The sequence below is a fragment of the Mesorhizobium sp. P2_C4 genome (assembly GCF_056404575.1).
This window is the reverse complement of record NZ_JBFUDT010000004.1, coordinates 578,384-597,145: the sequence shown is the minus strand read 5'-3', so window position 1 is coordinate 597,145 and position 18,762 is coordinate 578,384. Positions and strand designations below refer to the sequence as shown.

The 18,762-nt window shown below is 61.4% G+C and carries 18 protein-coding genes; 9 read left to right on the top strand and 9 right to left on the bottom strand.

Going from position 1 to position 18,762, the window contains the following annotated elements; all coding sequences use genetic code 11:
* Both AC1DX6_RS19250 and AC1DX6_RS19245 read right to left on the bottom strand, forming a co-directional pair.
* Window positions 1–1,062: an ABC transporter permease gene (locus AC1DX6_RS19250; protein ID WP_477316130.1), complete on the bottom strand. Its 1,062-nt coding sequence runs from the start codon at window positions 1,060–1,062 to the stop codon at window positions 1–3.
* Between the two features lie 159 nt (window positions 1,063–1,221).
* Window positions 1,222–2,199, bottom strand: coding sequence for a substrate-binding domain-containing protein (locus tag AC1DX6_RS19245; RefSeq protein WP_477316476.1), 978 nt, complete (start codon window positions 2,197–2,199; stop codon window positions 1,222–1,224).
* Between the two features lie 272 nt (window positions 2,200–2,471).
* Here AC1DX6_RS19245 and AC1DX6_RS19240 point away from each other — a divergent pair, with 272 nt between their 5' ends.
* The 4 genes from AC1DX6_RS19240 (at window position 2,472) to AC1DX6_RS19225 (ending at window position 6,462) form a co-directional block, all read left to right on the top strand.
* The gene (locus tag AC1DX6_RS19240; RefSeq protein WP_477316128.1) at window positions 2,472–3,695 is read left to right on the top strand and encodes an ROK family transcriptional regulator; all 1,224 of its coding nucleotides are present in this window, start codon (window positions 2,472–2,474) and stop codon (window positions 3,693–3,695) included.
* Entirely contained in the window at window positions 3,696–4,142 is a 447-nt protein-coding gene (locus AC1DX6_RS19235) for an RbsD/FucU family protein (protein WP_477316126.1), read from the top strand. It begins immediately after the preceding gene.
* Entirely contained in the window at window positions 4,139–5,062 is a 924-nt protein-coding gene (locus AC1DX6_RS19230) for a carbohydrate kinase family protein (RefSeq protein WP_477316124.1), read from the top strand. Before AC1DX6_RS19235 ends, AC1DX6_RS19230 begins: the two co-directional genes overlap by 4 nt.
* Window positions 5,063–5,319: 257 nt before the next feature.
* Window positions 5,320–6,462, top strand: coding sequence for a DegT/DnrJ/EryC1/StrS family aminotransferase (locus tag AC1DX6_RS19225; RefSeq protein WP_477316122.1), 1,143 nt, complete (start codon window positions 5,320–5,322; stop codon window positions 6,460–6,462).
* Between the two features lie 3 nt (window positions 6,463–6,465).
* On the opposite strand, the gene cysQ is transcribed toward AC1DX6_RS19225, so the two are convergent.
* Genes cysQ through cysD form a run of 3 tightly spaced genes read right to left on the bottom strand, consistent with a single transcriptional unit; the run spans window position 6,466 to window position 10,110 of the window.
* The gene (gene cysQ / locus AC1DX6_RS19220) at window positions 6,466–7,254 is read right to left on the bottom strand and encodes a 3'(2'),5'-bisphosphate nucleotidase CysQ (protein WP_477316474.1); all 789 of its coding nucleotides are present in this window, start codon (window positions 7,252–7,254) and stop codon (window positions 6,466–6,468) included.
* 10 nt (window positions 7,255–7,264) lie between these two features.
* Entirely contained in the window at window positions 7,265–9,202 is a 1,938-nt protein-coding gene (cysN, locus tag AC1DX6_RS19215) for a sulfate adenylyltransferase subunit CysN (RefSeq protein ID WP_477316120.1), read from the bottom strand.
* A gap of 2 nt (window positions 9,203–9,204) precedes the next feature.
* Window positions 9,205–10,110, bottom strand: coding sequence for a sulfate adenylyltransferase subunit CysD (gene cysD, locus AC1DX6_RS19210; protein WP_477316118.1), 906 nt, complete (start codon window positions 10,108–10,110; stop codon window positions 9,205–9,207).
* Window positions 10,111–10,284: 174 nt separating this feature from the next.
* Between cysD and AC1DX6_RS19205 the strand changes: the two genes are divergently transcribed.
* The 3 genes from AC1DX6_RS19205 to AC1DX6_RS19195 are packed head-to-tail and all read left to right on the top strand — an operon-like array spanning window position 10,285 to window position 12,847.
* Entirely contained in the window at window positions 10,285–10,575 is a 291-nt protein-coding gene (locus AC1DX6_RS19205) for a hypothetical protein (RefSeq protein WP_477316116.1), read from the top strand.
* Window positions 10,576–10,616: 41 nt separating this feature from the next.
* Window positions 10,617–11,903 (top strand): O-antigen ligase family protein, encoded by a 1,287-nt coding sequence (locus AC1DX6_RS19200; RefSeq protein WP_477316114.1) that lies wholly within the window; start codon window positions 10,617–10,619, stop codon window positions 11,901–11,903.
* Window positions 11,900–12,847: an NAD-dependent epimerase/dehydratase family protein gene (locus AC1DX6_RS19195; RefSeq protein WP_477316112.1), complete on the top strand. Its 948-nt coding sequence runs from the start codon at window positions 11,900–11,902 to the stop codon at window positions 12,845–12,847. The genes AC1DX6_RS19200 and AC1DX6_RS19195 overlap by 4 nt, the downstream gene beginning before the upstream one ends.
* Here the strand turns inward: AC1DX6_RS19195 and AC1DX6_RS19190 are convergent.
* From AC1DX6_RS19190 to AC1DX6_RS19175, 4 genes are all read right to left on the bottom strand, one after another.
* Window positions 12,844–13,377 (bottom strand): sugar transferase, encoded by a 534-nt coding sequence (locus tag AC1DX6_RS19190; RefSeq protein ID WP_477316111.1) that lies wholly within the window; start codon window positions 13,375–13,377, stop codon window positions 12,844–12,846. The genes AC1DX6_RS19195 and AC1DX6_RS19190 overlap by 4 nt on opposite strands.
* Before the next feature lie 23 nt (window positions 13,378–13,400).
* Window positions 13,401–14,312 (bottom strand): glycosyltransferase family 2 protein, encoded by a 912-nt coding sequence (locus tag AC1DX6_RS19185; RefSeq protein ID WP_477316110.1) that lies wholly within the window; start codon window positions 14,310–14,312, stop codon window positions 13,401–13,403.
* Between the two features lie 201 nt (window positions 14,313–14,513).
* A complete protein-coding gene (locus AC1DX6_RS19180) occupies window positions 14,514–16,502 on the bottom strand; it encodes an SDR family NAD(P)-dependent oxidoreductase (protein WP_477316108.1) in 1,989 nt (662 codons plus the stop codon).
* A gap of 137 nt (window positions 16,503–16,639) precedes the next feature.
* Window positions 16,640–16,855, bottom strand: a complete 216-nt coding sequence (locus AC1DX6_RS19175) for a hypothetical protein (protein ID WP_477316106.1) — start codon at window positions 16,853–16,855, stop codon at window positions 16,640–16,642.
* A gap of 294 nt (window positions 16,856–17,149) precedes the next feature.
* Here AC1DX6_RS19175 and AC1DX6_RS19170 point away from each other — a divergent pair, with 294 nt between their 5' ends.
* Both AC1DX6_RS19170 and AC1DX6_RS19165 read left to right on the top strand, forming a co-directional pair.
* Window positions 17,150–18,001: an ABC transporter permease gene (locus AC1DX6_RS19170; protein ID WP_477316104.1), complete on the top strand. Its 852-nt coding sequence runs from the start codon at window positions 17,150–17,152 to the stop codon at window positions 17,999–18,001.
* A 7-nt stretch (window positions 18,002–18,008) separates the two neighbouring features.
* Window positions 18,009–18,722: an ABC transporter ATP-binding protein gene (locus AC1DX6_RS19165; RefSeq protein WP_477316102.1), complete on the top strand. Its 714-nt coding sequence runs from the start codon at window positions 18,009–18,011 to the stop codon at window positions 18,720–18,722.
* The last annotated feature ends 40 nt before the right edge of the window (window positions 18,723–18,762 follow it).

Here is an 18,762-nt window from a genome sequence, read left to right as displayed (position 1 = left end):
CTATGCCGAAACCTTTCTGATCCATTGGTCGATCGCGACGGCGCCGATGATCAGCATACCGGTGAGCAGCACTTTCCATTGCGGATCGGCGCCCAGCATGTTGAGGCCCATCGAGACGACGCCGACGATCATGGCGCCAAACAGCGTACCCAGGATCGAGCCGCGCCCGCCGAACAGGGAAATACCGCCGATCACCGTCGCGGTGATGGCCTGTAGATTGTAGTCGGTGACAGCGGCTGACGGCGAAATCGAGCCGTTGCGGCCGATGGAGACCCAGGCAGCGAAAGCGGCAATCAGCCCGGCAAGGGTGTAGACCGTCATCAACACCTTCTTGGTCTGGATGCCCGACAGCTTCGCCGCCTCCTGGTCATCGCCAACGGCGTAGACATGGCGACCCCATGCGGTGTGATTGAGCACATACCAGAGGATCAAAACGAGCACGACCGTGGCAATGACGCCGAGCGTCAGTACCGCCGAGCCGATCTTGAAGCTCATGGCAAAAAGATGCAGTAGCGGCGCCTGGGCATCGACGTCGGTGTCGCGGATCGTCTCATTGGCCGAATAGATGAAATTCGTGGCCATGACGATGTTCCAGGTGCCAAGCGTCACGATGAAGGGCGGCAGCTTCATGTAGGCGACCAGCACCCCGTTGAGCAGCCCGCAGGCCGCGCCGGCGGCAAGCCCGATTGGCACGGCGAGAATGGCCGGCATGCCGTAACTGACCGCGCAATTGCCCATGATCACGGCTGAAATCACCATGATCACGCCAATCGAAAGGTCGATGCCGGCGGTCAGGATGACCAGCGTCTGCGCGGCGCCGAGAATGCCGACAATGGCGATCTGCTGCAGGATCAGCGTCAGCGTGTAGGACGAAAAGAACCGCCCGCCGATGGTGATGCCGAAGACGATGATCGCCAGAACCAGCACGATCAGCGGCACCGCGGCCGGGGTCGAATGCAGGAAATGCTGGATGCGTTTGACGGCCGATTTGTGCTCGTCAAAAGCGGCAACGCTTGTGTCGCTGCTCGAGAGAACCTTCTCGAATTCCTGAGCTTGAGCCATGTTTCCTCCCCGTAAGGCTCAGCCGCGCGCTGAGACCCGTCCACGCCTTTCCGGTCTGCCGCCGGGATTATTCGCGTCTACAGTGACACATCGTCCACCCGAAACGGCCGGGGATCAAGCCCCCGGCCGGTCGGTTCTTTTTTGCCGGTCAGACCAGCATCAGCCCCAGCACTTGGCGAGGCCTTCCTTGGTGTCGATGGACTTCACGCCGGCGGCGGGTTTGTCGGTCACGAGGTTGACGCCGGTGTCGAAGAAGTTCTTGCCTTCGGTCGGCTTCGGCTTGGTGCCGTCCTTGGCGAAAGCGGCGATAGCCTCGATGCCGAGTGCCGCCATCTGCAGCGGATATTGCTGCGAGGTCGCACCGATCACGCCTTCGGTAACCGATTTCACGCCGGGGCAGCCGCCGTCAACCGACACGATCAACACCTGCTTTTCAAGACCGACGGCCTTGAGCGCCTGATAGGCGCCGACAGCGGCGGGCTCGTTGATGGTGTGGATTACGGTGATGCCGGAGTCCTTCTGGAGAAGGTTCTCCATAGCCTTGCGGCCGCCTTCCTCGTTGCCGTTGGTGACGTCATGGCCGACGATGCGTGCATCGTCCTCGTCGCCGATTTTGTTGGGGTCCTTCACGTCGATGCCGTAGCCCATCATGAAGCCCTGGTCGCGCAGCACGTCGACTGTCGGCTGCGAGGGAGTCAGGTCGAGGAAGCCGATCTTGGCATCCTTGGCCTTGTCGCCGAGCGTCGCCGCAGCCCATGCGCCGATCAGCTTGCCGGCTTCGAGATTGTCCGTCGCGAAGGTTGCGTCGGCAGCGTCGATCGGGTCAAGCGGCGTGTCGAGCGCGATCACCAGCAGACCGGCGTCGCGCGCCTTCTTCACCGTTGGGACGATGCCCTTGGTGTCGGACGCGGTGATCAGGATGCCCTTGGCGCCGTCGGCAATGCAGCTCTCGATTGCCGCCACCTGGCTCTCGCTGTCGCCGTCGACCTTGCCTGCGTAGGATTTGAGGTCGACGCCGAGTTCCTTGGCTTTCGCGGTGGCGCCTTCCTTCATCTTGACGAAGAAGGGATTGGTGTCGGTCTTGGTGATCAGGCAGGCGCCGACGCCGGCCGCTGATGCCGACGATGCAAATGCCATCAGACCCAACCCGGCAGCGGCAAACACGGTGGACTTCAAAAGTTTTGACTTGGTCACGATTTTCCTCCCAGTGGAACCATTCCGGATGCCGGCCAACCGGCATCTTGCAGCGCATCCAACGAAGTTCTCCCAGCGTGGACGCTGTCTCCAACAGACACCAGTCCTAAACCTCTGTCAATAATTAAATCACTCTTATTTATTATTGACACCTTTGTCCCGTTCACTCATTCTGGCCCAAAAGCATTGAGGGGAAACGACGGGAGGAAACAAGGGTGGAGACCGGCATTGCGAGGCACGGTTCGCCCGAGGCGGCTGAAAGCCATCTGCATCGCGGCACCAACCAGAGCGGCATGCGCGACCACAATGAGCGGTTGGTGCTGTCGCTGGTGCGTCAGCACGGCAGTCTGGCCAAATCCGACATTGCGCGCATGACCGGGCTTTCGGCCCAGACGGTTTCGGTGATCATGCGCGAGCTTGAGGAGGACAGCCTGCTTGTCCGGCAGGCGCCGCTGCGCGGCAAGATCGGCCAACCCTCCATCCCGATGGCGCTCAATCCCGACGGCGCCTATTTCATCGGCCTCAAGATCGGCCGCCGCAGCGCCGAGCTGGTGCTGATCGATTTCCTTGGGCATGTGCGCTCGATGCTGCAGCATTCCTACCGCTACCCGGCGCCGCGCGAGACAGTGGAATTCGTCACCTCCGGCATGAAGAAGATGCGCGGCGAGCTCACCGCGGCGCAGGACAAGCGGATTGCCGGACTTGGCATCGCCATGCCATTCGAACTTTGGAACTGGGCCGATACGGCTGGCGCGCCGCGCGACGTCATGGACGAGTGGCGCCATCGCGACATCCGCGCCGACATCCAGTCGCAATGCGAATTCCCGGTCTATCTGCAGAACGACGCCACTTCGGCCTGCGGCGCCGAGCTGGTGTTCGGCCAGGCGGGCGCGCGCGACTTCGTCTATTTCTATATTGGCGCCTTTGCCGGCGGCGGCATCGTGCTGAACGGCCGGCTTTTTGGCGGTCCGACCGGCAATGCTGGCGCGCTGGGCTCGATGCCGGTGCCTGGGCCGGACGGCAAGCCGACGCAATTGATCGACGTGGCGTCGATCGCCATGCTGGAGAAGGCGCTCAACGCGCGCGGCGTCGAAGCTTCGCATTTGTGGACCTCGCCGCAGGACTGGGGCGAGATCGGCGTCGAGCTCGATCACTGGATCACTGCCGCCGCGCAAGCGCTGGCCTATGCGATCGTTGCCGCATCATCGGTCATCGATTTCGAGGCGGCGGTGATCGACGGATGGATGCCACTGACTGTCCGCCGCCGGCTTGTCGATGCCGTCATCGAGGCCATCGCCACGATCGACGGCGAGGGCCTGAAATTGCCAACCGTTCGCGAAGGCACCGTCGGCATTCATGCGCGCGCGCTGGGCGGTGCCAGCTTGCCGCTCTCCGAACGTTTCCTCATCGGCTCGACGACCATTTCCAGGAGCACCTGAATGCTGATCGGAATCCCGGCGCTGCTCGGTCCGGAGCTTCTGGCGACGTTGCGCGCCATGGGCCATGGCGACGAGATCGCTCTTGTCGACGGAAATTACCCGGCTGAAGAACAGGCAAACCGGCTCATCCGGGCCGACGGTCATCCTCTTATCCCGGTGCTCGATGCCATATTGAGCGTCTTGCCCGTCGACGATGCCGTGCCGGAGGCGCTGTTTCGTGCCTCGGTCAAAGGCGACCCCTCGCTCGCCGATCCCGTCCATCATGAGATCGAGGCGATCTGCGCCAAGCACGCGCCGGGCCGCAAGGTGGTTGCGCTGGCCGGCGCCGACTTCTATGCACGGGTCAAGTCGGCGCATGCGATCGTCGCCACCAGCGAGCCGCGGCTCTATGCCAACATCATCATCCGCAAGGGCGTGATCTATCCGCCGGAGACCAAGAAGCCATGATCCTTTGCTGCGGCGAAGCCCTGATCGACATGCTGCCGCGCACCACGACAGAGGGCGAGCCGGCGTTTGCCCCCTATGTCGGCGGCGCCGTGTTCAACAGCGCCATTGCGCTTGGCCGGCTGGGCGCGCCCGCGGGGTTCTTTTCCGGCCTGTCGTCGGATCTGTTCGGCGGCCAGTTCCGGGACGCGCTGGGGGCGAGCAAGGTCAGCTCCACCTACGCGCACACCTCGCCCCGGCCGACCACGCTTGCCTTCGTGCGGCTGAACAACGGCCAGGCGACCTACACCTTCTATGACGAGAACACCGCCGGCCGCATGCTGACCGTCGACGACCTGCCGGAACTCGGCAGTGAGATCGAAGCCATGCTGTTCGGCGCCATCAGCCTGATCTCGGAGCCGGCCGGAGGGGCTTATGAGGAGTTCATGAAACGCGAGCATGAGCGCCGCGTGATGATGCTCGACCCCAACATCCGGCCGAACTTCATCCCCGACAAGGCCAAGCATCTGAGGCGCATCCGTTCGATGATGGCGATGGCCGACATCGTCAAACTGTCGGATGAGGATCTGAACTGGTTCGGCGAAGCCGGCTCGCACGAAGACGTCATCCGCAACTGGCTGGATCGCGGCCCGAAGCTGATCGTCGTCACCCATGGCAGCGAAGGCGCCGTCGGCTACACCAGGGATCACGCCGTCACCGTCATGCCGGAAAAGGTCAAGGTGGTCGACACAGTGGGCGCAGGCGACACATTCAACGCCGGCATTCTCGCCTCGCTGCATGAGCAGGGCCTGTTGTCGAAGACGGCGATTGCCGGCTTGTCGAAAGACGCCATTCACAAGGCGCTGGCGCTCGGCGCCAAGGCGGCGGCGGTGACCGTATCGCGGGCCGGCGCCAATCCGCCTTGGCGGCATGAAATCGCCTGACTGGAACGCGATCCGCCCAGAGCTGTGCTGCGCAAGCCGATCACTTTATGTTTCGCCGGGCGGGACAAATGCGATAAAAAGGCCCGATGATGCGTGTCGAACCCCTGATTTCCGGCATTCGGCGAGGACAGGTCGCAAATCAGGGGTAACAGCCTGCGACACCTAGGCAATTCGCGGTTTTGCTCCTGCGGCTTTCTCGGCCGCGCCAAGTCTGGTACCAGCGGCCAATTATCTGGCTAACCCGTTTTGAGGCCGACATGCAGTTCATCGATCTTGGCGCGCAGCGCGAACGAATCCGCGACCGGCTGAAGGCGGCGATCGACCGCGTCGTCGAGGAAGGCCGCTACATCCTCGGGCCGCAGGTCACCGAATTCGAGAACAAGCTCGCGGCCTATATCGGCGTCAAGCATGTCGTGGCCTGCGCCAACGGCACCGACGCGCTGCTGCTGCCGCTGTTTGCCGCCGGCATCGGCCCGGGCGACGCGGTGTTCGTGCCGAGCTTCACCTTTGCCGCCACGGCCGAAGTGGTGGCGCTGGCCAAGGCCGAGCCGGTTTTCGTCGATGTCGATCCGCGTACCTACAACATCGACATCGCCAGTCTCGAAGCGGCGATCGCCATGATCAAGAAGGAAGGCCGGCTGAAGCCGAAGGCGATCATCCCCGTCGACCTGTTCGGCCTTTCCGCCGATTACGAGGCGATCATGACCATCGCCAATCGTGAAAATCTTTTGGTGATCGAGGATGCCGCCCAGTCGATGGGCGGGTCGCTTGACGGCAGGATGTGCGGTTCATTCGGCGCGGTCGGCTCGACCAGCTTTTATCCGGCTAAGCCGCTCGGCTGCTATGGCGACGGTGGCGCGATGTTCACCAATGACGACGCGCTGGCTGAACAGCTTCGTTCGTTTGCCTTCCACGGTAAGGGTGAGACGCAGTACGACAATGTCCGCGTCGGCATCAATTCGCGGCTCGACACGATGCAGGCGGCGATCCTGATCGAAAAGCTCGCCATTCTGGAAGACGAGATGGTGGCGCGCCAGGTGGTGGCAAACCGCTACGCAGAAGGGCTCGGCGACATCGTTACCGCAGCCCGCAACCTCGATGGTAGCCGTTCGGCCTGGGCGCAATACGCCATCGAAACGCCCAAGCGTGATGGTCTGAAGGCGCATCTTGGCGAAAAGGGCATTCCGTCGGTCATCTACTACGTCAAGCCGCTGCATGCCCAGGTTGCCTATCGCGACTACCCGCGCACGCCGACCGGCCTTGCCGTGTCGGAGGAATTGCCGAAGCGCATCCTGTGCCTGCCGATGCACCCCTATCTCAGCGAAGCCGACCAGGACCGGATCATCGAGACGATCCGCAACTATATCGGCTCGAATTCGGCGCATGTCGCCGCGGCGTAGGCTTCACGCCGGCTGAGCCACCTTCCCGCTGGCGATGAAATGCGGATTGGCGAAGTCCTCGTCGTCGCTCTGTTTGCGCTTGCCATAGGCGAGCGGCTTGCCGTCGAGCGTGCGCGTCATGCCGCCGGCGGCGCGTAGCACGGCGTCGCCTGCCGCCGTGTCCCATTCCATGGTGCGGCCGAAGCGCGGATAGACGTCGGCCTCGGCGGCGGCGACGAGGCAGAATTTCAGCGACGAGCCGACCGAGACCAGTTCGGCAACGCCAAGGTCGCGGATATAGGCGTCGGTCTCCGGCGTGTTGTGCGAGCGGCTGGCGACAATGGTCAGCGGCGTTACACCGGTCCTTGCAGAAACCGACCGGCGGCCAACGATCTGGTAGTCGCCATCGATCTCGAGTGTTTCCGCCCTGCCCGGCCGGCCGGAAAAGAAGCGTCCGGTGCAAGGCGCAAAGACGACGCCGATCTCCGGCACGCCATGGCGGATCAACGCGATGTTGACGGTGAAATCGGTCCTGCGGTTGACGAATTCCTTGGTGCCATCGAGCGGATCGATCAGAAAGAAGGCGCCGTCGAGATCGGGTGGCACGATGCCGGCTGATGCTTCCTCCTCGGCCACGCAAGGAATGTCGGGGAATGCGGCGCGCAAGCCAGCGAGGATGATCTTCTCGCTTTCACGGTCGGCCTCCGTCACTGGCGAGCTGTCGGATTTGCGGTCGACCGCGCAGCCGTCGCGATAGACGCGCATGACTTCGCGTCCGGCCGCGAGCGCCAGGCGCTCGAACACGTCGAGCATCACCTCGTCGTCAGATGCCGCCGCCGTTGTCATATTGGTCTTCGGCAATGTCGCGCTCGTTCAGCCAGAGTTCCAATGCCTCTACCATCTCCTCGGCCGATCTGCCGAGTGTCTTGAGATGAATTTCGGGTTTTTCCGGAGCTTCATAGGGTGAATCGACGCCGGTGAAATTCTTGATCTCGCCATTCAGCGCCCGCGCATACAGACCCTTCGGATCGCGCCTGGCGCATTCCTCGAAGGGCGTGTCGACAAACACCTCGACGAACTCGCCGTCGGCCATCAATTCGCGCGCCATGCGCCGCTCGGCACTGAACGGCGAAATGAAGGAGACGATGACGATCAGTCCGGCATCCGCCATCAGGCGCGCCACTTCGGCGACGCGGCGAATGTTCTCGACGCGGTCGGCATCGGTGAAGCCGAGATCGCGGTTGAGACCGTGGCGGACGTTGTCGCCATCCAGGATGTAGGTATGGCGGCCGGTGGCGTAGAGCTTCTTTTCGAACAGATTGGCGATGGTCGACTTGCCCGAGCCGGAAAGCCCGGTGAACCAGAACACGGCCGGCCGCTGGTGCTTCATGTCGGCGCGGACCCGCTTGTCAACATCGAGCGACTGCCAGTGGATGTTTTCGGCGCGGCGCAGCGAATGCAGGATCATGCCGGCGCCGACTGTGGCGTTGGTGATGCGGTCGATCAGGATGAAGGCGCCGGTGGTGCGGTTGTCGGCAAAGGTGTCGAAGGCGATCGGCGCCCGCGTCGAGATGTTGCAGATGCCGACTTCGTTCATTTCCAGCGACTTGGCCGCCTCATGGGCAAAGTCGTTGACGTTGACCCGGTATTTCAGGTCGGTGACGGTGGCGCTGGTCTGGTCGGTCTCGGTGCGCAGGATGTAGGAGCGCCCCGGCAGCAGCGCATGCTCGTCGAACCAGACGATGTTGGCGGCGAACTGGTCGGCGACCTGCGGCCGCGCTGCCGGCGACACCAGCATATTGCCTCTGGAAACCTCGACCTCGTCGTCGAGGACAAGGGTGATGGCCTGGCCGGCGACTGCCTGGCTAAGGTCGCCGCCATGGGCGACGATGCGCTTGACGCGCGACGACTTGCCCGACTTGGCGACCACCACCTCGTCGCCTTGCGCGACCGAGCCGGACGCGATGGTGCCGGCAAAGCCGCGAAAGTCGAGATTGGGACGGTTGACGTATTGCACCGGAAAGCGGAACGGCAATTCGACCGCGGCCTCGTCGACCGAGATAGTTTCGAGATGCTCGATCAGCGTCGGGCCGGAATACCATTCCGTCTTGTCCGAACGGCTGCTGACGTTGTCGCCGTAGCGGGCCGACATCGGGATCGGCACAATGGTCTGGAAGCCGAGTTTTTGCGAGAACTGCCGGTAATCTTCGATGATCTGTTCGAAGACCGCCTTGTCGAAGCCGACGAGGTCGAACTTGTTGATGGCCAGAACGACGTGGCGGATGCCAAGCAGCGAGGCGATGATCGAATGGCGCCGTGTCTGGCGCAGTACGCCCTGGCGGGCATCGATCAGCACGATGGCGAGATCGGCAGTCGAGGCGCCGGTTGCCATGTTGCGTGTGTACTGTTCGTGGCCGGGCGTGTCGGCAACGATGAATTTGCGTTTCGGGGTGGCGAAGAAGCGATAGGCGACGTCGATGGTGATGCCTTGCTCACGCTCGGCCTCGAGGCCGTCGACCAGCAATGCGAAATCGATGTCGTCGCCGGTGGTGCCGTGCTTGCGCGAATCGCGTTCCAGCGCTGCAAGCTGGTCCTCGAAAATCTGCTTGGTGTCCGAGAGCAGACGGCCGATCAGCGTCGACTTGCCGTCGTCGACCGAACCGCAGGTCAGGAAGCGCAGCAGCGACTTTTTCTCCTGCGCAGCAAGATAGTCGCGGACGCCGTCGGTGGGGGCGAGGCTTTTGGCCATGATGTGGCGCATGCTCAGAAGTACCCCTCGCGCTTCTTCTTTTCCATCGAGCCAGCTTCATCGCGGTCGATCAGGCGGCCCTGCCGCTCGGAGGTGCGTGCGGTGAGCATTTCGCCAACGATGGCCTCGAGCGTATCGGCGTCGGATTCGATGGCGCCGGTCAGCGGGTAGCAGCCAAGCGTGCGGAAGCGCACCAGCCGGTTCTCCACCGTCTCGCCGGGGCGCAATACCATGCGGTCGTCGTCCTTCAGGATAAGCATGCCGTCGCGTTCGACCACCGGCCGCTCCTTGGCAAAATAGAGCGGCACGATCGGGATGTTTTCCTGGAGAATGTACTGCCAGATGTCGAGCTCGGTCCAGTTCGACAGCGGAAAGACACGGATCGATTCACCCGACGCGATGCGGGTGTTGAAGATCTTCCACATCTCCGGCCGCTGGTTCTTCGGATCCCAGACATGCTGCGCGTTGCGGAAGGAAAAGATGCGCTCCTTGGCGCGTGATTTCTCCTCGTCGCGCCGCGCCCCGCCAAAGGCGGCGTCGAAGCCGTATTTGTCGAGTGCCTGGCGCAACGCCACGGTCTTCATCACATGGGTATGGGTGTTCGAGCCGTGGTCGAAGGGATTGATGTTGTCGCGCACGCCATCTTCGTTGACATGGACGAGCAGATCGAAGCCGAGCTTTTGCGCCATCTGATCGCGAAAGGTGATCATCTCGCGGAACTTCCAGGTGGTGTCGACATGCAGGAACGGGAACGGCGGCTTGGCGGGATAGAAGGCCTTCATCGCCAGATGCATCAGCACCGACGAATCCTTGCCGACCGAATAAAGCATGACCGGCTTGGAAAACGAGGCCGCGACCTCCCGGAAGATATGGATGGATTCGGCTTCAAGCCGCTGCAGGTGCGTAAGCGCGATGTTCATGGACTGTGAGCATTCTCTCGTGCCATCCAGACCTTGTCTCGATGCATCAGGCGCGGTTTTTTCAGCCACCCGGTTCAAGCTTCACTTCTGGACAATATTTTTCGTGCCGGCGTTCTAGCAGATCGTGCTTGTTCATAACAACGCAAGACAGGCCCGCCACGGGGTGGATCGGGAATGAATTTTCCACACAACGACCAGAACTCGGAAATTTCTGCTCAACAGGCGGATGCGCTGGCGATGGCTGGGAAAATATTGCCTGGACCGGGAAAGAGGCTCGTCGGCCGGCGGCAGCGGCGCGCCATCACAGCCGCATCGGCCGCGCTGTCGATTTTTGATGACGGCCCGGCCCAGCCCGCACTATCGAAAATCGTACCCAGCGGCTATACCAATCTGGAATTCCGACGCATCAGACTTGTCCCGATCCCGAGTGAATTTCGAAGTCACGCATTCGCTGCCGCCAAATAGATCCGTCGTCCTGAAGACCCAGAAAATTGTGAATTAGAGCATTGAACCGTCTGTCGTCCCTGAAACAACATTTCACGCCTTCGCGGATCAATGTCTACTTCTCCGTGCTCTGCTTTTTTTCTCCACCTGTCCTGGGATCGGCGGTCAGTTTCGCGTTCAATGGCGGCGGCCTGTGGTCGGTGTTTCTGCTTGCCCTGAAGCGGCGGCGCTTCAATTTCGACCGGCCGATGCTTGCGATGACGGTCGCGATCTATGCCTATTGCGCGGCCTATGTCCTGGCGTCGATCGCCAACAACGCGCTGAAGGTGGATGCGCCGCATCTTGCGGCGCTGATCACCTTCCTGTTCTTCCCGATCTCCTATTCGACATGGAGCATCACTGCGAAGGCTACTCTCGCCCGCATCGTCGTGGTCGCCAGCGCGGCGGCATGTTTTGGTGCGCTCGTGCTGGCCGTCGTGCAATATTACTGGCTTGGCATGCGGGCCGAAGGCGGCGCCGGGAATGCGATCCCATTCGCGACTGTCGCCTGCCTTAGCGTCCTGATCTGCCTGGCCGGCGCGCCGTCGGGCATCGAAAAGGCCAGGGTTCTGCTCATTTCGGCGGCGCTGGCTGGAACAATCGCCATCCTTCTTTCGGGCACGCGCATCATTTGGCTGGCCATGCTGATTGCCGGCATCGCGGTTCTTCTGGTCAACCGGCGCAGACTCGCCGGCCTGAACTCGATTCGCCTGCTGCCGATCGCCGGCGCCCTCTTGATCGCGATCGTCACCGTCGGATACCCCATCATATCGGAACGCGCCGATTTCCTCTTCAGCGACTGGAACGCGCTCGCCACCAAGGGCGACCACTCGACGGCGCTTGGGCTGCGCGTGGCACTGTGGCAGATCGGTCTCGGCGCCTTCCGGGACGCTCCGATCTTTGGACATGGCATCGCCGCCAGCCAGGCGCTCATGCATCAGGGATTCCAGGACCAGTTCGGCATGGACCAGGGTTTTAGCCATTTCCACAACGGTTTCCTGACCGCGCTGGTGCAGGCCGGCCTGTTGGGCGCAATCACGCTCGCGGCGATCTTCGTCGTTGCCGCGCGGAACGCGGCAAGGGTCCTGCGTGTCAGTGACGATCCAACCGAACGCTTCGGCGCAACGATGATCGTCGTCACCGTCGTCACCTACCTCACGGCCGGCCTGACCGGCATCCTGCTCGGCCACGACATTCTCGATTCGACCTTCATGGTCTTCATGGTGTGCGGGACATATCTTGCGTCGGGCCGTCAGATGCAATTGCCGGAGGAACAGGCGTCCATGACGCCGCCGGCAAGCTCGCCGTGAAAGTGCTGGTCACAGGCGCCACGGGTTTCGTCGGGCGCCAGGTCGTCAACCAGCTTCGCGAGGCCGGGTTCGAGGTGCGCATGGCATCGCGCCACCCGGAACGGCTCGATCCCGCGAGCGATGCCGTCCAGTTGCCGGCCTTCGACGCGCCGGCCAAGGCGTTCCAGGCGCTGATGCGAGATATCACCCATGTCGTCCACTGCGCGGCTCTCAACAATGACCGCAAGGCAAGCGAGGCCGACTTCCTTGCCGCCAATGGGACACTGACAGCACAGCTGGCGCGCGCGGCCGCCTGGCGGACAAGCGGACGCTTCATCTATTTGTCTTCGATCCGGGCGGTGGTCGGTCCTGGCTTCAGCGGGACAATCAACGAGGCGACGCCCCCTGCCCCGCAATGCGCCTATGGGCGCTCGAAACGTGAAGGCGAGATCAAGATGCTGGAAGCCTATGCGTCCAGGCCCGCCGATGCCACGACCCTGCGCCTGCCGCCGATCTATGGCGAAGGCATGAAGGGAAACCTGGCGACGCTTATGCGTATGGCCGACACTGCCCTCCCGCTGCCGGTTGCCGCTCTACCCGGCATGCGCTCGCTGATGTCGCGCGAAACCGCTGCGGAGACGGTGCTGCACCTGTTGACCCGTTCGCAGCCACTTCGCCCCGCCTATGTCGCCTGCGACCTGCCGCAGCTCCCGGTCTCGGCAATCATCAGGGCATTCCGGGAAGGCTTTGGGTACTCGTTTCGGCTGTCTGCCGTGCCTGCCGGCCTGATGCGGGCAGCGTTGACCGTGCTGGGCAAACGCAAGGCATGGGAGGCGATGACAGCGACGCAGATTTGCGATCCGTCCCTGCTCGTGTCCGAAGGCTGGACGCCGCGGACCGATACGCTCGAGCGGCTGGTGGAACTCGCGCGGCGCACCAAATCAGGCGCTGCTCAACCGCGCTAGAAAATTGTTCCGACAAGAATGCGGATATCCAGACCCACCGAGGCCGTCCTGAGATATTCGGCATCGGTTTCGGCGCAGAGTTTTGGGTCGGACATGTCGATGCCTTTCATCTGCGCCAAGCCGGTGATGCCCGGCAACGCCTCGAGCACGCCCAATTGCCTGCGGCGTTCGATCAACTCGCTTTGCGTGGGCAGGCATGGACGCGGTCCGACGAGGCTCATCTCGCCCTTCAGCACGTTCCAGAGCTGCGGCAACTCGTCGATCTTGAACTTCCGCAACACTTTGCCGGCGGCGGTGACGGAATTTGCCGGCGCCTGGTGCGAGGGCAGTGACGGCGTTCCCACAAGCATCGTCCGCAGTTTGTGACAGTGAAACGGCGCCCCGTGCTGTCCGACCCGGGTTTGAGAAAACAGTGCGGGTCCCGGCGACGACAGCCTGATTGCCAGCATGGCAAGCAGGACGAAAGGCGAAGCCACCGGCAGCAGCAGCGCCGCCACGACCAGATCGAAGGCTCGCTTGGGTCCGCTCATGGCCATCTCTGCGGGATCATGCTTTAGATTCGCCGCCAGATGAATGCCAAATAGAGCCCGAGCGTACCAGCCAGCGTCTGCCGGTAGACGCCGCTTTTTCTGAGAAGGTGCAGGCGACGCAAGACCCCGCCCTTTCGCGACCTGATGAACAGGCCAAGACAGGCTGCTGCATCCTTGGTGAGGATGTCGCGATTGGCCGCCAGACCGCTGAGATTGTGGTCGGTCCAGCCGGCGAATTCGCCCCTGAACAGGCGCCCGAGCCGCGACAGCCTTGCCTTCCACGACACGTTGGCGCCGACCAGATTTGCCTCGTGCTGGCGGTATCGCACCAGCGGTCGCGGATCATAGCGGACAACGCCGCCAGCGGCGGTGACGATGAGATAGGTCCACCAGTCATGACTGACGAACTCGGTCCTTGCCGATGCCTTTGCCAGCAACTGACGCGCTGCGCGGTTGATCATCATCGTGTTGCCGCCGGCAATGCTCTGCACGAGCGCATTGCGAAACGACGGTGGCCTTTGGAAAAGCGGCGAATGCCCTAGCGCTGCTCCGGATTCGGACATGGTTGCGGTCCGGGAACAAAACAACAGCGGTATCACGGCATCCTGCGCCTGCATCCAGGCAATCGCGCTCTCCAGCCTGTCCGGCTCCCAGATGTCGTCCTGATCGCAGAAGGCGTAGTAGTCGGCCTCGATGCGCGGATCGATGATCATCGAGCGAAAATTGGCGGCGAACCCCCGGCGGGGCCCATTCACCAGGGTCAATCGACCCTTGTGCCAACGGGTTTGCCAGGAGCCGATGACGGCATCCGTGCCGTCGGTGGAGCCATCGTCGGAAACCCACAAATCGACACGCGGATACGACTGCGCAAGCAGGGAGTCCAACTGCTCGCCGATGAAGGGTGCGCCATCTTTCGTGGCCAGCAATATGGCCACGCGCTGATCTTGTTTGTTCACCGGCTTCGAATCACCTGCAATGCCCGCGAGCGGCTATCGGATTGGTTTCAATACCCAATCGCAGCCGCCCGCAACAGGCTCTAAAGCCTGTTCCATCCCGATGGAATCGGGATGGGGCTCTATCTTCTTGTTTGAGCATGATCTTTTCCGAAACCGGTTCCCACTTTTCGGGATCATGCTCTAGCTTGCTTGTCCGACTGTTTTCGCGCGTGTTTCCCGAAGCGCGTCGCCCGCAGGTGTTTCTACCTGATGGAGCCCTGCCAGGACGGCGAGTGCCAACGCCTTGTCCTGATCCCGCATTGCCGCTTGCACAGCCGTCAGCGCGGCCTGGACCCTGGACCATTCCACGACATCCGTGCTCAGGCCAAAAATCTTCGAGATGTCGAGAGCAACGACTTCCTCGTTCTCGCCATGAAGCACCTCATGCAGCTTCTCCCCCGGCCTTATGCCGGTGAAACGGATCGGAATGTCGGTGTAGGGGCTCTTGCCAGCCATGCGGATCATCGTTTCAGCAACTTCGAGGATCGGTACCGGCTTGCCCATGTCGAGCATATAGATGGCATAATCGTCCTTGCCCTGGCGGGTCTCGGCGTCGGCTGCCGCCATGATGACGAGGTCAACGGCTTCCGCCACCGTCATGAAATAGCGGGTCATGCGCCGGTCGGTAATGGTGACAGGCCCTCCAGCCACGATCTGCGCCTGGAATATGGTTGCCACCGAGCCATTGGAGCCAAAAACATTGCCGAACCGCACGGCGATGAACTTGGTGCCGGAACGATGCCCATTCGGCTCGGTCGCGTGCGTTTCGTGCAGCGAACTGACAATCTGCTCGGCTGCCCGCTTGGTCATGCCAAGCACGGAGGTCGGGTCGACCGCCTTGTCGCTTGAAATGAGCAGGAACTGCGGAACCCCGCATTTGGCGGCGACCTCGGCACAGACCAGCGTGCCAAAAATGTTGGTCTGGATCGCCGATTCCCAATTTTCCTCGAGCAGCGGGACGTGCTTGAGGGCGGCGGCATGGAAGATGATATCAGGCTTGAACTCGCTGACGACGCGGGTCATCTGGCGCCGGTCGGTGACATCGATGATGCGGCTTTTGAGACGATCGTGGTCTTTTTCGTCGATATACTGGTCGAGCTGGAAAATCCCGAACTCCGAAATGTCGGCAACCAGAACCGCCTCTGCGCCGAGTTCCAACGAGCGTTTGACCAGAATGCGGCCGATGGAACCGGCGCCGCCCGTCACCAGGACGCGCTTGCCGCTGACAAAAGCGCCGATATGCTCGATGTCGGAAGGAACCGTCGAGCGGCGCAGGATCGTTTCCATCTCGACGGCGTCGAGAACCAGCTTTCCGCCCTGCCCGAGTTCGGAAAAGCCGGAAAACTGCACAACGGCTATGCCGCTGTGGCGGGCGACTCGAACCAGCTCGGAATATTCCTCGATCTCGCGCTCGGCCCCATTGCCGAAAATCAGCATGTCGACGCTTTTGGTGCCGGTTGCATACTCTTCCAGCACCTCCACCAGACGCGGCCGGATGGCCACCACGGGAACCCCTTGGATCCTGGTGCCCAACGGCGCTCCGCTCTCGATCGCCATGATCCCGGCGATGGCGTATTCCGTCGGCTGCGCGGTGCGCGTGAAGCGGATGATCACATCGGCCTCGCCCAGCCTGCCGACAAACAGCGCCTGCTTGATCAGCTCATTGTCTGCACTGCGGCTCAGGATTCGCCAACTCGCACCGTCGCGGAGAAACCGGTAGTAGAGCCGGGGCGCCGAAATGATGGTGAAAGAGACGAGGAAAAAGACGATGAACTGGCGCTCGTTGAGGCCCATCACAGGCTGAAAAAACCGAAACGCGAGCGAGACGCCATAGAGAGTGACGGTCAAAATCGCGCAGCTCTTCAAAATATTGAAGAAGTCAGGCGTCGAGGCAAACCGCCACACGGTGTTGTAGAGGCCGCAATATCTGAACAGAAAATGGCTGAGAAGGACGATACTCACCCAGCATGCCACGCCCGGAGCAGAAAGCGCTTCGAACGACAGGTTGGACCTCGACAGCACCAGGCTGAGCGCCACCGCGACTAGGACCATGACGATGTCCTGGATCATGATAATGGCGCGCCGCAACTTCGGCCGAAGTCCGGACACGACTTCTACGTAGGATGTCATTGGGTAGTACTGAACTCCAGGCGCAAGGACATGGACACTAACGTGGCGCGAGCGCGAATATCATTCGTCACTCACTACCTGTTTAGAGTGCCATTCCTTAGCCCCGCCGCCTTGTATCGCATACCGTGGACTTGCGGTCATCGCCAGATATTTTTTTGGAAGCCTGCTTGGTTAAGGTATTGGGCGCTTGGTCGGGCGATATTTTCGTGCGGTTTGCCAAAAAGTCGAGCCACAAGGCCGACTTTCGTGCCTTCGGCCTGCAGCGGCGGCGCTGGCGAAGCGAGTGCGGCCGAGTCCGAGGATGCGCCGCCTGTTTGCGGTCGAAAATCCGCGAACTTGGTGATTCGCGCCATTTGTGAGGCGATCCGAGACGCCTCAAACGGTACTATGGCTTCTCGGCGGAGTGGTCCGGAAGGACTAGCTGGACGCACCTTCCAACAGATGGCTGTCAATTCGGCGCGGCCAAAGAGCGTGCCTTTTTCTTGCAATGCGATCGCTCTTAATACCGGCACTGTCGATGGCGCGCGGATTGCGATCAGGGGTTGCCGGCGTCGACCTGTCGCAAGAAACTCGTGTCCGATGCCGACTTCATTGCGACGCAATACGTTGCTAAATGCGCGCCGCAATGGCTATGAAGAGCAGCTTTGGTGGCCTTCAGGGCTTCGGGATATGCAAGCACAACAACCAAAGATTGCGACCCACGAGCGATGATTGCGGCACTAAGCGGCGCTGTCGACGATATCAGCAAGGCTATCCGGCTGCATCGGGTGTGGATGGCGCTTGCCCGCGAAGATATCGGCGACCAGCACAGACGCACGACGCTTGGCCCACTTTGGCTGCTGGTCAACTATGTTGCGTTCGTGGGCACATTCGTTTTCGTGTTCCAGCCCGCCGGCAAGGATGCTGCGGGCTATGCCGCCTATGTGGCCATCGGCCTTCTGGTGTGGTTCTACCTGATGGAGATCATTTCCCTGAGCGTCTCGCTCTTTCGGCGCGAAGAGAGTTTCATAGAAGGCACGACGCTGCCGTTGTTTGTGTATGTGATGCGCCTGGCGCTGCAGTCTATTATTCGCGCGGGCTATGCGATCGTGGGTTGCATAGTCATTCTGGTCCTGAGCGGTTCGGCGCTCAACGTTGCATGGCTGTGGTCGGTCGCAGGGCTATTCGTGATCCTGCTGGCCACGCCGGCCGTCATTACAGTCTTCGCTTTTGTCGGCGCTTTCTTTCCGGACAGCGAGTTCATCGTCAGCAACATGATGCGGGTCGGCATGTTTTTCACGCCCGTCTTCTGGGTATACAACGGACAAGACGGTATTCAGAAATACGCCTACCACTGGAACCCGTTCACCTATTTCCTGGAGATCGTGCGTGTTCCGATCATCGGCGGCGAAATGCCCATGCAAGCGTTCACGATAACCGGCATCATGTCGCTGGCTGTTTGGGCGATCGCATTGCTGCTGCTTGGCCGATATCGCAAGCAAGTCGTTTTCATGATTTGAGTTTTCGATGGTTTCCATCAAGCTGCAGAACATTAGCCTGGTCTACAAACTGCACGAGAAGCTGACCCTTTCCGCGCCCGACCGGCGCGTGGGCGGGCCAGGCGGCAGAATTGAAAGCTCAGGCAGAAAGCAATTCGTGCAGGCTCTCGACGGCATCAGTTTCGAACTCAAGGCGGGCGACCGATTGGGCCTGGTCGGCCCGAACGGAGCCGGGAAGACAACACTTCTCAAGGTGCTCTATGGGATCTACGAGCCATCGGGGGGAAGCATCACCATAGAAGGCAAGGTCGACGCACTGTTCAACATCAACATAGGCTTTCGTCGCGAGGCCACGGGGCGCAGGAACATCGTTCTGCGTGGGTTGATCAACGGATGGACGGAAGCTGAGATCGAAGAAAAAATGGAGAGTATCATCGCCTTCAGCGAGCTCGGCGACTTCATCGACCTGCCGTTCAAGTCCTACAGCCAGGGCATGGCCGCGCGGCTGGCATTTTCCCTGGCGACATCGCTCGAACCGGAGATCCTGCTCATGGATGAATGGATCGGAGCGGGTGACGCCTCGTTTCAGGACAAGGCCAAAAGGCGCATGGACGAGCTCGCAGAAAAGGCAGGCATAATCGTTCTGGCGAGCCACAATAAGAGCCTTATCGAAAGCGTATGCACGAAAAGACTGACGCTCAAAGGTGGTCGAGTGGATTCTCTCACAACGGTGCTCACTTGAGCACACCTAAATCTCGCGCAATTGCGTCAAGTCAACCGCA